The organism is Streptomyces sp. MS191 (assembly GCF_008042125.1).
GTDB lineage: Bacteria > Actinomycetota > Actinomycetes > Streptomycetales > Streptomycetaceae > Streptomyces.
The window spans coordinates 1-13792 of the sequence record NZ_RDBI01000028.1 but is presented as its reverse complement, the minus strand read 5'-3'; the positions used below and the strand labels follow the sequence as shown (position 1 = coordinate 13792).

The following is a 13792-nucleotide window of genomic DNA, read 5'->3' as shown; positions in this document are numbered from 1 at the left end:
GGGGCGAGGGCCGCGCGGTAGGCGGGCAGCCGCTCCGGCGTCAGCTCCTCCAGCGCGACGAGGTCGGGGGAGGCGCCGAGGAGGATCCGTACGGCACGGGCCGGATCGGCGTTCTCGTCGCTCACGTTGTGCTGCACCACCGTCAGATCGTGCGGGCCGTCGCCCGGCGAGGGCGGCAGCACCGTCCGGAACACCCAGACCCACACCCCGATGAGCAGCACGCTCGCCACCACCGCGACGGCCGAGCGGCGTACGGCGGCCACGGCGAACCCGGCCAGGGCCACCAGCCCGAGCCACGGCAGGAACGTCTCCAGCAGACTCGTCGCGTTCCCCGGCAACCCGGGCAGCCGGGCGTGACCCAGCAGGAGCCCCGCGGCCGCGACCGCGACGGCACCCGTCACCGCCCCGCGCGGCCACCGGCCCCGTGCCCCGCTCCAGCGCTCGCCCACGCCGCTCCCCTCCGTCCCGCCCCGCATCCGCACCGGACCGCGGCGCCGTGCGCCCCGCCTTCGGCAGGAGGGACGCACGGTGCGAAGACCCAGTTCCGGGGGCCGGTGCCCGCGCGACCGGGGCGACGCCGGGGGCACCCCTACCGGTGACGCTCGGGGCGGGCGGCGCGCCGCCCGCCCCGGCCACCCCTACAGCACCACGACTCCGAGGGGCCTCTCGCCCGCCGCGACGCGCCGCGTGTCGCCCGAGGCCAGGTCGACGACCGTCAGGCCGTCCCAGTAGCCGTCGCGCGTGAAGCCGCCGGTGACGTACGCCGTCCGGCCGTCCTTCGACACTGCGACGTTCTCGTGGGGCCCGTCCAGCGGGACGATCCGCTCGGAGCCGTCCGGGCGGCGCACGGTGAGCGACGGGCCCCGGTCGGAGGACGGGTCGACGGGGCCCGTGCCCACGACGAGGAGCGTGCCGTCCGGTGTGACGGCGGCCCCGTGCTGGTGGGTGTCGGCCGTCATCGTGCGGATCTCCGTCCGCCCGGTCCGCGGGTCGACCTCGGCCAGCCGTTCGCCCTCGAACGGCAGCAGCAGCCTGCCGTCCGAGGGGCGGACGACGGTGTAGTGCGGCTTCAGCCAGGAGCCGAGACCACCCTCGGTGCCGTACGGCGCGACCTCGATGCGCCGCGTACCGCCGTCACCGCCCGCGGTCGCCGCCGGGACGACGGTCACGTCGAAGGAGTCGTGGTTCGTCACGTACACCTCCGCGCCGTCGCGCGAGACGTCCACGTCGAAGGGGCGCCGGCCGACAGGAACGGCGCCCGTCACCGTGAGGTCGCGGGTGTCGACGATCTCCAGCGTGCCGTTGCCGCCGGGGACGTTGACGCCGACGTACGCCCGCGCGCCGTCGGGGGAGAGGGCGATGCCCATGCCGCCGCCCCGGTACTCGCCGGTCGTGACCGCACCGGTGCCGGTGGTGTACGGGACGAGCGCGAGCCGCTCACGCGTCCGGGTGTCGACCACCGCCACGCCTTCGGCCGTGGTCACCCAGGCGCGTCCGTCCGCGCCGAGCGCCAGCCCGTAGGGCGCCGTTCCCACCCGTACGGAGCCGATCGCGCCCTTCGCCGGGTCGACGAACGTGACGGTGTCGGCGCCGAAGTCGGTGACGAGCAGAGTCCCGGCGGGGGTCGTGACGGGCCGGGAGGCCCGGGCCGGCGGCGTCGTCCCCTCGGCCGGGGTCATGGGACCGGCCGTCGGGGAGGCCGGGCCGCCGGCGTCGGCTCCGGGCGCGCATCCGGTGACCAGGGCGAGGACCGCCGCCGCGGGCACGAGGACCCGCAGCGCCGCCCGCCGCGGAGCGGGGCCGGTCCGTGCGGACGGGCGACGCGATCCCGGCGTCATCGGGCGGCTCCGCCGCCGGGAGCGGTGGCGCGCGCCGACGCCGCCTCCAGGAGACCGGCGATCGTGCGGAACCCGCGCCGCCGCGCGTGGGCCTCGGGCGTGGTGCCGTCGTGGTCCGCGAGCAGAGGGTTCGCCCCCGCCGTGATCAGGAGTTCCACGATCTCCTGGTGGGGGAGGCCGCCGTCGCCGAGGATCACGGCCTCCAGCAGCGCCGTCCAGCCCAGCCGGTTGACGTGGTCGACGTCGATGTCGGTCTCGTGCAGCACCGCCCGCACGTAGGCGACATGGCCGCGCTCGGCGGCGGGGATGAGCGAGACGCCGCCGAAACGGTTCGTGAGCGCGAGATCGGGGCCCGCCGGAAGCAGGGCGCGCATCATGGCGACGCTGCCGGTGACGCCGGTGACCAGCCACGGCGAGTCGTGGCAGTCGTCCTGGGCGTTCACGTCGGCGCCCGCGGAGACCAGGACCCCGGCCACGGCCACGTGGCCGGCGCGCGCCGCGAGCAGGAGGGGCGTGCGGCGTTCGTCGTCGCGGCACTCGACGTCCGCGCCGGCGGCGAGGGCCGCGCGCGCCTCCGCGACGTCCCCGCGTCGGGCCGCCGCCAGCAGAAGCCGGTCGTTCGTATGCATGGACGTTCTCCTTCTGGCCGCCGCGGGGGACTGCGCGGAAGACGGGACGGTCCGCCTGCCGTACTTCCATCCTGGGCCCGCCGCGACCCCGCCCCGGTCGGCCCGGCGGCCGGGAACGGGACACCGACCGGCCGATCCCCGGGTCGTCCGATCGGACGACCCCCTGCGGGCACGGCCGGGTGTACGAACCCGTCCGGGCCCGGCTCGCGCACCGGCGGCCTCCCGTCGGCCATCCTCCGTCCCGGCCGGACCGGGCCTGCGGGTCGGACCGCCCGCAGACGCGGAAAACCACTGTCGGGACGGCTCCGCCGCAGGTGACAATGAGTCACCACCAACCAGGAGGAACCCATGAGCCAGGGCTCCCTGACTCTCCACGAGCTGCTGCCCTCGCAGGATCTCGCGGCCGCGCTCGACGCCGGGCACGTCACGCGGAAGTCGCACCCCGAACTGCCGCTGTCGATCTACACCTACACACGGGCCTGCCAGTACGAGCAGATCTGGAACCGGGTCACCACGCGCTGCCGCGGCCTCGTCGCCGACGACGCCACCGGTGAGATCGTCGCCCTGCCGCTGCCGAAGTTCTTCAACCTCGGCGAGCACGAGACCGACCGGCCCTACGCGCCCGCGCTGCCCGACGAGCCGTTCGAGATCTACGACAAGGTGGACGGCAGTCTCGCGGTGGTCTTCCACTACGCGGGCCGCTGGCGAGTGGCGTCCAAGGGTTCCTTCATCAGCGCCCAGGCGACCTGGGCACAGCGCCGTCTCGACCGGTCCGACACCGGCGGGCTGACCCCCGGCGTGACCTACCTGGCCGAGATCATCTACCCGCAGAATCGTATCGTCGTGGACTACGGCGACCGCCGGGACCTGGTGCTGCTCGCCGCGAACGGCGCGGACGGCACGGAGGTCCCGCTCGCCGAGGCCGCGTCCCACTGGCGGGGCATCGGCTCGGTCGTCACGGTATGGCCGGCCATGACGATCGGCGAACTGGTCGAGCTGACCGAGTCGAACACGCTCCCCGGCGGTGGGACGGCCACCGGCACCGACGCCGAGGGCTTCGTCCTGCGCTTCGCCTCGGGCGTACGGGCCAAGGCCAAGCTGTCCGAGTACGTCAGGCTCCACAAGGTCCTGACCGGGGTCACCGAACGCGACATCTGGCGCAGCCACGGCATCCAGCGGTTCGCCGGCGTGTCCGCGAAGCGGCTGGCCCAGGGGCTGGGCTGCTCCCTCGCCGAACTCGGCGGGATCAGGACCGCGGGCGGCCGGCCGCTGGACGCGCTCCTGGAGCAGGTGCCCGACGAGTTCGACACCTGGGTGCGCGAGGTGATCGCCCGCCTGGAGGACGAGGCGGCCACCCACGAGCGCGCGATCGAGGAGGCGTACGAGAGCATCGCCCACCTCGCCGACGACCGCGGCGCGTTCGCGAGGGCCGTCAAGACCCTGCCCGCCGACGCGGCGGTCCGGTCGGCCATGTTCCAGCGACTCGACGGACGTCCGGTCGACCTGCTCGTCTGGCGCGCCGTCAGGCCGCGCACGGCCGACCCCTTCACCACCGACCAGGAGAACTGACCCCGTGCCCGTAGTACACGTCATGACCGGGCTCCCCGCCTCGGGGAAGACCACAGCCGCCCGGCGCCTGCAGGCCGAGGCCGAGGGCCGGATGCGCCGCGTCAACCTCGACGACCTGCGCACGATGCTCGACGTCCCCGCCCCCGAGCGCGGCCGCTCGCACGCCCACGAGCAGACGGTCCTCGACATCCAGGACGCGGCGGTCCGGTCGGCCGTCGAAGGCGGCTTCGACGTCGTCGTCGACAACACCCACCTGACGCCGCACATCCCGAGGCGGCTCAAGGCCGCGGTCACCGGCCTCGCGACCGACTTCGTCGTGCACGACTTCACCGACGTGCCGGTGGACGAGTGCGTACGCCGCGACGCGGCCCGCGAGCGTCCCGTCGGCGAGGAGATCATCCGCCTGCTCGCCGACAAGCACGCCAAGGCCACCCGCGGCGGCTGGCGGCTGACCGCCGAATGGCTCGGCGCCCGCCCGGGCGTCCGCCCCTACGTCGCCGACCCGGCGCTGCCGTCCGCCGTCATGTGCGACATCGACGGCACGCTCGCCCTGCGCGGCGACCGGGGCCCGTACGACTTCACGCGCTGCGACCTCGACCTGCTCAACGGCTCGGTCCGCGACGCCCTCCGTGCCTTCCGCCACGCCGAGAACGACACGATCGTGCTGTTGTCCGGCCGGAGCGAGGACCATCGCGCACTCACCGAGGCGTGGCTGGCACGCCATCAGGTCCCGTACGACGAGCTGTGGATGCGGGCGTCGGACGACGGCCGCAGCGACGACATCGTGAAGGCGGAACTCTTCGACGCCCACGTGCGCGACCGGTACTCCGTCCGCGTCTCCCTCGACGACCGCGACCGAGTGGTGGCGGTCTGGCGGCGCATGGGCCTGCCGACCTGGCAGGTCAACTACGGCAACTTCTGACCGGACCGGCCCGCCCGTGCCCTCCTGAACCGGGCGGCGAAGGACCACCTCGGCCGGCGCGCGCGCCGGCCGAGGCCCTGGTCGGTGCCCCGCCGTGGCCGCGGGGCGCTGTCGTCCCCCGGGAGGCCGGGCGACAGGAGGGGCGCCTTGCGCAACGCCTGCGCCTGGATCTCGTGGTGCGACTCGTGGGCCGTCACCCGGAACGCCTCGTCGTACGCGGCCATGGCCGCGGTCAGGGCCGCCCCGGCCGTCCCACGACGACGGACGTGCCGGGCCAGCAGGGCGAGGCAGCCCATGACCAGGGCCAGACACACGGCGAGGACGAGGAGCGCCACGAGGTCACGCATGGGGACGACCTTACGCCCGGCACCGCGGGGACGTGCGGGCGGGCGACGCCCGTCACCCGACGCCCGGCCGATCCGGCCCCAGCGCCCCCGCACCGCTCACCGCGGGTGCGGGGGCACGGCCCGGCGCGAGGACTTCGGCGAGCCGGCCCATGACGAGCTCGGCGGTGTTGCCACCGGGCGTCCGCCGGCCCTCCGTCGTCGCCACCGCGACGGCCAGACGGTCGGCGGGCAGGTACGCCTGGACGGCGCTGTAACCCGAGAACGACGGGTTCTGCAGCACCCAGTCGTCGAGGACGAGCACCCCCGCGCCGTAGTGCGTCGCCTTGGTGTTCTTCAGGCAGACCGAGGCGGAACACGTCGAGGTGGGGCCGCCCAGGCCCACCGTGCCCGGATCGAGCAGTTGGGCGCGGCTCCGGGAGGAGAGGAGCTTCCCGGATCCGATGCCCGCGGCGGAGCGGGCCAGGTCGCAGATGTCGGTGGTCAGGACCGCGCCCGGAGCGGTCGTCCACGAGGGATTCCAGTACGTGGAGTCCTCGTACGACTCGTCCTGCGAGGTGTAGGCGTGCAGGACGGGGGAGGGGATCTCGGGCGTCGCCGCGGAGCGGGTCTCGCGCATGCCGAGCGGGTCGAGGACGCGCTGCCGCAGCAGGACGTCCAGGCGCGTCCCCGTGATCCTCTCGAGCGCGGAGCCGAGGATGACGGAGTTGGCGCGCGACCGGCTCCAGTTGGCACCCGGGGGGTACAGCAGCGGCCTGCTCGTCGCGCGTGCCACCAGCTCCTCGGACGTCCACTGCCGGAAGGGGTCGTCCTCCCGGGCCGCCAGGAACGCCGGGTCGGTGGCGTAGTCGACGAGCCCGGACGTCGAGGAGGCCAGCATGCGCAGCGTGATCCGGTGCGCGTGAGGCAGGTCGGGGAGCCATCGCGAGACGGGGTCGTCGAGTCGCACCCGGCCCTCGTCGACCAGCCGGAGCAGGGCCGTTCCCATGACGGCGTCGGCGACCGAACCGGCCCGGAAGTGCTGGGCGGGCGCGGCCGGCACACCGGCCATCGACTCACCGAGCCCGGCGGTCACCAGCTCCTTGCCGTCGACGGTCACCCGCAGGAGCACGGCCGCCAGGTCCAGCTGCTTCCTGGCCTGCTCGGCGATCCGGACCACGTCCGCGGCCTGCCCGCTGTAGGGGAGCGGGGAGTTCACGCACGGAGGCGGTTCGGCGGGGGCCGGCGCGCCCGCCCGGGTCGCGGCAGCCGCCGTGCCCGGCACGTGCACGCCCGAGCGCACCGCCGTCGCCGGACCCGCGGCCTGGACACCGGTGGTGGCGCCCGTGGCGATACCGGTGGTGAGACCGGTGGTGAGAAGGGCGGTGCCGCACAGCAGCGCCGCGATGCGTGTACGTCCCATGCCCGCAGTATCGGCAGGTCAGGGCCCTCGGACAGGGCAGCCCGTGCCGAGCCGCGCGGGATGTCACCCGTCAGGTCGCCTCCGGGTGAGGACCCGGGCGGGATGTCACCGGGCAGGTCGCCTCCAGTCGAGGACCCGGGCGCCGCCGGGCCGAAGGACACGGACACGGCCCGGGCTGCCGAGCAACCGCGCCCGCCGGGTCCCCGCGCGCACCGCCACGGCGACCCGTCCCGCCCCCGGTTCTCACCCCGGGCCGCACACGGCGCCGCGCAGGCGCCCGCCCCGCACCGCCCGGCGCCGCCGTCTACCCTGGGGTGTATGGGCACTGACCTGGTCAGACTGTTCCTCAGCGGAGACGTGATGCTCGGCCGGGGAATCGACCAGATCCTCCCCCACCCCGGCGATCCGGCCCTCGCCGAGCGGTACGTGGGCGATGCACGGACCTACGTGTCCCTGGCGGAGTCCGTCAACGGCCCCGTCCCGCGACCCGTGAGCCCCGGATATCCCTGGGGCGAGGCCCTGGACGCCCTGGACCACGCGGCCCCCGACGCCCGGATCGTCAATCTGGAGACCGCCGTGACCGGCGGCGGGGCCCCCGTCCCCGGCAAGGCCGTCCACTACCGCATGCATCCGGCCAACCTGCCCGCCCTCGCCGCCGTCCGGCCCGACGTCTGCGTACTGGCGAACAACCACGTCCTGGACTACGGGCACGGCGGCCTTCACGACACCCTGGACTCCCTGAGCGCCCTGGGTCTGCGCACCGCCGGCGCGGGCCGCGACGCCGACGAGGCACGCCGCCCCGCCGTCGTCCCCCTGCCCCGGGGCGGCCGGGTGCTCGTCCTCGCCCTCGGCCTGGCCTCCAGCGGCGTGCCGCGCGACTGGGCCGCCACCGCGCGCCGCGGCGGGGTCGACTTCGCGGCCCTGGCGGACGACCGCACCGCCGCCCGGGTCGCGGCCCGGGTACGCGGCGAGAAGGGGCCCGGCGACATCGCCGTGGTCTCCCTCCACTGGGGCTCGAACTGGGGCTACGCCCTCCCCGCCACCCACATCGCCTTCGCCCACGCCCTGATCGACGGGGGCGCCGACATCGTGCACGGACACTCCTCGCACCACCCCCGCCCCCTGGAGGTCTACCGCGGCAAACTCGTCCTGCACGGCTGCGGCGACCTGATCAACGACTACGAGGGCATCTCCGGCTACGAGGAGTACCGAGACGACCTGCGGCTGCTCCCCGTCGCCTCGGTGACCCGCGACGACGGCCGGCTCCGGGAGGTGCGCCTCATCCCCATGCGGGCCCGGCGCCTGCGGCTGGAACACGCCTCCGGCCCCGACGCGCGCCTGCTCCACGACGTACTGGCCCGGATCAGCCGCCCCCACGGCACCCGGATCACGCTGACCCGGGACGGAACACTGACCGCCCGCCCCGCCCGGGACACGGCCGGACACCCCTAGCGGCCCGTCCGCGCCCCGGGCGGTGCAGGGAGACGAGCAGACCATGTACTTCACCGATCGCATCGACGCCGGCGGGCAACTGGCGGCCCGCCTGGACCATCTCAAGGGCCGTGACGTCGTGGTCCTGGGCCTTCCACGGGGCGGCGTGCCGGTGGCCGCGCAGGTCGCCGACGCCCTCGACGCGCCCCTCGACATCTGCCTCGTCCGCAAGCTGGGCGTCCCGTACCAGCCGGAACTCGCCATGGGCGCGATCGGCGAGGGCGGTGTACGCGTCGTGAACGACAGCGTCGTGAGCGAGACCGGCGTCTCCGACCGTGACCTGGCAGCCGTCGAGGAGCGCGAACGCGAGGTGCTCGAACAACGTGCCCGGCGCTACCGCGGGCAGCGCGAGCCCACCTCGCTGCGCGGCCGGACGGTGCTCGTGGTGGACGACGGCCTGGCGACCGGTGCCACCGCGCTGGCCGCCTGCCGTGTCGTCCGCGCGCGCGGCGCCGCCCACGTCGTCCTCGCGGTGCCCGTCGCGCCCCACGGATGGCCGGACCGGGTCGGCGACGCGGCGGACGAGACGGTGTGCGTGCACGAGCCGGACTTCTTCTACGCGATCGGCCAGTTCTACACGGACTTCGCCCAGACCTCCGACGAGGAGGTCCTCGACACGCTGGAGCGCCACCGCGCCGCCCCCGTGCCGGCAGCGGACGTCCGGGCATCGTCGGACGTCCGGGCGTCGTCGGACGGGCCGGCGTCGGCGGACGGCATGGGCCCGGCGGACGGCCCGGCCCCGTCGCACGGCCCGGGCCTGGAACCCGGCGCGTACGACGTCCTCGTCACGGCCGGCGACGCGCGACTCGACGGCCGGCTGTCCGTGCCGCCGGGCGCCACCGGGATCGTCCTCTTCGCGCACGGCAGCGGCAGCAGCCGGCACAGCCCGCGCAACCGTTCCGTGGCCGAGGCCCTGCACCGCGCCGGTCTGGGCACGCTCCTCTTCGACCTGCTCACCGACGAGGAGGCGGCGGACCGCGCCAACGTCTTCGACACCCCCCTCCTCGCCGGCCGCCTGTCGGCGGCCACCCGATGGCTGCTCGCCCGCCCGGGCGGCGACCACCTCACGATCGGCTACTTCGGCGCCAGCACCGGCGCGGCCGCCGCGCTGTGGGCCGCGGCGGAGCCCTCCCCGGACATCGCCGCCGTCGTCTCTCGCGGCGGGCGGCCGGACCTGGCGGGCCCCCGGCTGGACCGCGTACGGGCTCCGACCCTCCTCATCGTGGGCGGCCACGACACGACCGTGGTCGAGCTGAACGAAGCGGCCCTGCGCGAGCTGCGCTGCAAGAACCGCCTCGTCGTCGTCCCCGGCGCCGGCCATCTCTTCGAGGAACCCGGCACGCTGGAACAGGTGGGCACCCTCGCGGCCGACTGGTTCCGCGACCACTTCGGAGCGCCCGCCGAGGGCTCCTGACCCCCCGTCGGGACCGGGCGTCCACGCACGGATCACGTCACGCCGTGCGGACGCCCGCTTCGGTCCGCTCGGATCACGTCACGCCGTGCGGACGCCCGGCTCGGTCCGCTCGGGAGCCGGGAGCCGGGAGCCGGGTGCCGCGAACCGCCGCCGGCCGCTGCCCTGGACGGGTGAGTGTGCAGCTCCGGAAGCGGGGGAAGGCGCGGATCGGGTACGGATCCCTGCGTTGCCCGCCTCTCTCGTGTCGGAGGATGCTGTCCCATGCCCGTCCGCAAAGCCGCGGCCTACGCGCTCGTCAGCAGCGTGTGCGTGTTCGCGCTGCTTCCCGGCTGCACGCGGGAGCCGTCCGCACCCGCAGGCCGCTCCGACGCCGCGAACCGGGCGGCCCCCGCACCTGGACCGCCGGCCGACCCCACACCTGTCGACCGCATCCCCGGGGTGGGTCCGCGAACCAAGGCGGACATCCCGGACGGCACCGGCCAGGCGCTGGTGGTGACGGGCCGCACGCTCGACACCAACACGTCCACGGCGGTGCTGTACGAACGCGACGCGACGAACCGCTGGCGCCCGAAGGCCGGGCCGTGGCCCGCGCACAACGCGCTCAGGGGCTGGACCCACGACCACTCCGCGGGCGATCTGCGCTCCCCGATCGGGGTGTTCCGGATCGGCGACGCCGGCGGCCGGCTGCCCGACCCCGGCGCCCGCCTGCCCTACGACCACGACGAGGCCTTCAGCGTGCAGGGCACCGGCTTCGCCGGCGAACCGCTGGAAGGCTCCTTCGACTACGTCGTCGCCATCGACTACAACCGGGTCCCCGGCACGACCCCGTTGAACAAGGAACGCCCCCTCGGCGCGGAGAAGGGCGGCGGCGTCTGGATCCACGTCGACCACGGCGGCCCCACCCAGGCCTGCATCTCGCTCGCCCGCGAGGTGATGCCCTCGTTGCTGCGCGCCCTGGATCCGGCCAGGGAACCCGTCATCGTCATGGGCCCCCGGGACGAGCTCGCCCGGTGACGGCGCGCCGGTCGGCCGAGAGGCGGACGCCCCGGTCGGCAACGGAACGGGCCCCGCTGGTCATTCCCGGTGGTGGGTGGAGCCGGACCCGAGAGCCCTTGGAGAAGTCGACGCCTCAAGCCGGCCGCCGGCCGGGCCGGTCGCGATCCCTCGCCGACGAGCGGCACTCCCGACGGACGCTACGGCGTAGATTACTTGCGGTAACACGGACAGGGTGGGTGACTTCACGGGGTGTATCGGACTCTCGGGCGGCTTGATGTCCGCCGTAGCGTCATTGCGCGGTCGAATGCCGACCGGTGAGGGGGCCAGCGTGTCGGCCCGCCTCCACGAGACCGGAGACCGACCCCCTCACTCCCGACGCCCCCCAGGCAGCGCCGCCGCGATCAGCGAGACGAGGAGGGCGACCACGCAGAGCGCGGCGACTCCCAGCGCGGCCAGATGGAAGACGGTCAGCCAGGTCGCGGGCGCGCCGTAGGCCCGCTCGCCGAGCGCCTTCGCCTCACCCGTGAACGAGAGGGAGCCGTCGCTCCCGCGCTGGACGTCCTCGGAGGAGGCGAACAGCGTTCCGGTGTGCGCCTGTCCGTCGGCGGTCCAACGGGTGCCCTCGCACTTGGCGCTGCCGTCGTCGCCGATGGTCTCGATGCGGCAGGAGCCGGGCAGGTCCACGGTGACGGCGGTGCCGAACGCGTAGGCGGCGCCCCAGCCGACCGGCTTCTGCGAGGCGCTCCCGACGAAGCAGAACAGCCCGACGGCTATCGCACCCAGCACCAGACACGCGCTCGCGCGCTGCTTGAGCTTCTCCCCACGTCCCTGCATGACAGCCCCCACCCGGTTGTGTGCACGTCAATGTCCGGGCTGCGGCAGGCCGCTGATGGCCGGTTATCGCCCCCGGTGTGTCGCGCGTTTGTACCGCACCCGCAGTCCGCCCGACAAGGATCCGTGCGCCCTGAACGGGACCACCGCCGGCGACACCGCTGGGCACGGCCGTGACGAAGATCAAATTCGTTTGCCGCGCCCACAGCCCCGTGGGAGCCTGTCCCGCCGCGGACACGCCGCCGGCACCAGGGAGGTCTGCCGTGCCAGGGCGGTTCGCGGAGGAGATCGTGACCACACACCGCGGCGGGATCCGCGGGACCGTCGTCGACGGGATGCACGTGGCCCTCGGCATCCCCTACGCCCGACCACCGTTCGGAGCCCGGCGCCTGCGCGAGCCCGCGCCCGTACCGCCCTGGAGCGGGGTGCGCGACTGCACCCGGTTCGGGCCCGTCGCCCCGCAGTCGGCCGAGCTTCCCGGCGCCCCCGCCTGGGACCCGCGACAGGAGGACGTCCTCAGCCTCAACGTCTGGTCCCCCGTGGGCGAGCAGGGCCCCGGACTGCCGGTGCTCCTCTGGATCCACGGCGGTGCCTACACCTTCGGCTCCTCCGCCCAGCCCGACCACGACGGCAAGACACTGGCCCGGGCCGGCCTGGTGGTCGTGACCTGCAACTACCGCGTGGGGTTCGAGGGTTTCGGCCACGTGCCCGGCCTTCCCGACAACCGCGGTCTGCTCGACCAGATCGCCGCCCTGCGCTGGGTGCGGGAGAACATCCGTGCCTTCGGCGGCGACCCCGGCAACGTGACGGTGGCCGGGCAGTCCGCCGGCGGCGGCTCCATCGCCTGCCTGATGGCCGCCCCCCGCGCCGAAGGCCTCTTCCGCCGGGCCCTCGTGCACAGCGTTCCCGACGCGTACTTCCCCCGGGAGTTCGCCGCCGCACTCTCCCGCGAGGTCGCCGCGGCCGCCGGAGTCCCGGCGACGGCTGAGGGCCTGAGCGCCGCCGACCCGCAGCGCCTCGTCGAGGCGTCCGACCAGGTCGCGCGGCGGTACGCCGACGACCCTCTCGCCGGCCCCCTGCACTACGACACCGTCCTCTACGGCCCCGTCCTCGACGGCGACCTGCTGACCACCGAACCCGTGGAAGCCCTCGCCGCCGGCGCCGCCACGGCGGTCGACCTCCTGGTGTGCCACACCACCGAGGAGTACTGGCTGATGCACGAGGTCGGCAGCATGCCGCCGGTCACCACCGAGGACGGGCTCGTCCGCTACCTCGCGGACCAACGGCTGCCCTCTCGCCTCGCCGCCGAATACCGCTCGCTCATGCCCCACGCCTCCGTGCGGGACGTCTTCCTCGCGATCGCGGGCGACGCCGTCTTCGCCACCCACAGCGTCCGCCTCGCGGAGGCCCAAGCCCGCGCCGGAGGACGCGCCCGGCTCGCCCGCTTCGACCGCCGCCGTACCCGCCCCGACGGCAGCGCCGTACGCGCCTGGCACGCGGCGGACGTGCCCTTCGCCTTCGGCACCCTCGACGCCGAAGGCGTCGACTTCCTCACCGGCGGTCCCGCCGACGCGGACGACCGCGCGCTCTCGCGGCGCATGGTCCGCGCCTGGGCCGACTTCGCGACGAGCGGCGACCCGGGCTGGGCCCCGCTCGGCGCGGACCGCGCCCCGGCGGACGTCCACGTCTGGGGCGTTCCGCACGACCGGGCCGAGGGCGAACTTCCGGCCCACGCCCGGTGGCGGAACCTCCGGGCCGACGCCACACACCTGCCGTGACAGCGGCCGGAGGTTCCGGCACCGCGGCGCGACGCGCCGCCGCGACCCCGTCGGCCGCCCCGCCACCCGGTCACGCGATGATGGGGGACGGGCGTGCCCGACGCGCGGTGTCGAACCGCCGACGCGCCGCCCCGGTACGAGTCACCACGCGGTACGCCGACGCGCCGCACCGGCGCGCGGCAGGAGAGGGAGAGACCCTGATGGACGTCCGGCACTTCGAGCGCATCCACGCGTTCATCGAGGCACGCCTCCGCCCGCTCTTCGACGCCGAGACGGGCAGCGAGCACGGCTTCGGCATGGACGACACCTCCCGCGCGCTGCGCGCGCTCCTCGGCACCGTCAAGGCCGCGGCGGCGGTCAAGGGCCTCGCCGAGCAGCGGGCGACGGCCGAGCCCACCCTGCGCCACATCATCGACCAGGCCCTGGAGCACAACTGGGACGTCCTGCGCGGCGTCGCGCGCAACTGGGAGGACCACCCGGACTTCGTCCGGGACTTCAAGCGGCACGCCTGGGAGCTCGAGGCACCCACGGACTCCCCGGCTCCTGAGGCCCCCGCCACCGTCTGAGGCCCGCCACAC

General features: G+C 75.0%; 12 protein-coding genes and 1 pseudogene. 7 read left to right on the top strand and 6 right to left on the bottom strand.

The genetic code is table 11. The features are described from left to right. The 3 genes and pseudogenes from EAO71_RS37450 to EAO71_RS03285 form a co-directional block, all read right to left on the bottom strand. A pseudogene (locus EAO71_RS37450) lies at window positions 1-449 on the bottom strand (endonuclease/exonuclease/phosphatase family protein); the annotation flags it as partial. A gap of 189 nt (window positions 450-638) precedes the next feature. Beyond that, window positions 639-1838, bottom strand: coding sequence for a YncE family protein (locus tag EAO71_RS03290; RefSeq protein ID WP_147976249.1), 1200 nt, complete (start codon window positions 1836-1838; stop codon window positions 639-641). Next, complete coding sequence (locus EAO71_RS03285) at window positions 1835-2467, bottom strand: ankyrin repeat domain-containing protein (protein WP_147976248.1); 633 nt, start codon at window positions 2465-2467, stop codon at window positions 1835-1837. Before EAO71_RS03285 ends, EAO71_RS03290 begins: the two co-directional genes overlap by 4 nt. A gap of 348 nt (window positions 2468-2815) precedes the next feature. Between EAO71_RS03285 and EAO71_RS03280 the strand changes: the two genes are divergently transcribed. Both EAO71_RS03280 and EAO71_RS03275 read left to right on the top strand, forming a co-directional pair. Next, window positions 2816-4036: a T4 RnlA family RNA ligase gene (locus tag EAO71_RS03280; RefSeq protein WP_147976247.1), complete on the top strand. Its 1221-nt coding sequence runs from the start codon at window positions 2816-2818 to the stop codon at window positions 4034-4036. A gap of 4 nt (window positions 4037-4040) precedes the next feature. Next, window positions 4041-4958: a phosphatase domain-containing protein gene (locus EAO71_RS03275; protein WP_147976246.1), complete on the top strand. Its 918-nt coding sequence runs from the start codon at window positions 4041-4043 to the stop codon at window positions 4956-4958. Here EAO71_RS03275 and EAO71_RS38480 read toward each other — a convergent pair. Further along, window positions 4943-5305 carry a hypothetical protein gene (locus tag EAO71_RS38480; RefSeq protein ID WP_261991969.1) on the bottom strand — a complete coding sequence of 121 codons (363 nt, stop codon included), beginning with the start codon at window positions 5303-5305 and terminating at the stop codon, window positions 4943-4945. The genes EAO71_RS03275 and EAO71_RS38480 overlap by 16 nt on opposite strands. Window positions 5306-5357: 52 nt before the next feature. Next, a complete protein-coding gene (locus tag EAO71_RS03265; RefSeq protein ID WP_147976245.1) occupies window positions 5358-6704 on the bottom strand; it encodes a serine hydrolase domain-containing protein in 1347 nt (448 codons plus the stop codon). A 318-nt stretch (window positions 6705-7022) separates the two neighbouring features. Here EAO71_RS03265 and EAO71_RS03260 point away from each other — a divergent pair, with 318 nt between their 5' ends. The 3 genes from EAO71_RS03260 to EAO71_RS03250 all read left to right on the top strand — a co-directional run bounded on the left by EAO71_RS03260 (window position 7023) and on the right by EAO71_RS03250 (window position 10623). After that, window positions 7023-8156, top strand: coding sequence for a CapA family protein (locus EAO71_RS03260; protein WP_147976244.1), 1134 nt, complete (start codon window positions 7023-7025; stop codon window positions 8154-8156). Window positions 8157-8199: 43 nt separating this feature from the next. Continuing rightward, window positions 8200-9609 carry a phosphoribosyltransferase family protein gene (locus EAO71_RS03255; protein WP_187282538.1) on the top strand — a complete coding sequence of 470 codons (1410 nt, stop codon included), beginning with the start codon at window positions 8200-8202 and terminating at the stop codon, window positions 9607-9609. A gap of 261 nt (window positions 9610-9870) precedes the next feature. After that, a complete protein-coding gene (locus EAO71_RS03250) occupies window positions 9871-10623 on the top strand; it encodes a hypothetical protein (RefSeq protein WP_147976243.1) in 753 nt (250 codons plus the stop codon). A 348-nt stretch (window positions 10624-10971) separates the two neighbouring features. On the opposite strand, the gene EAO71_RS03245 is transcribed toward EAO71_RS03250, so the two are convergent. Continuing rightward, the gene (locus tag EAO71_RS03245; protein ID WP_147976242.1) at window positions 10972-11439 is read right to left on the bottom strand and encodes a hypothetical protein; all 468 of its coding nucleotides are present in this window, start codon (window positions 11437-11439) and stop codon (window positions 10972-10974) included. 332 nt (window positions 11440-11771) lie between these two features. Between EAO71_RS03245 and EAO71_RS03240 the strand changes: the two genes are divergently transcribed. Continuing rightward, window positions 11772-13214, top strand: coding sequence for a carboxylesterase/lipase family protein (locus EAO71_RS03240; protein ID WP_410093946.1), 1443 nt, complete (start codon window positions 11772-11774; stop codon window positions 13212-13214). A 200-nt stretch (window positions 13215-13414) separates the two neighbouring features. Next, a complete protein-coding gene (locus EAO71_RS03235; RefSeq protein WP_147976241.1) occupies window positions 13415-13780 on the top strand; it encodes a hypothetical protein in 366 nt (121 codons plus the stop codon). Window positions 13781-13792: the final 12 nt, after the last annotated feature.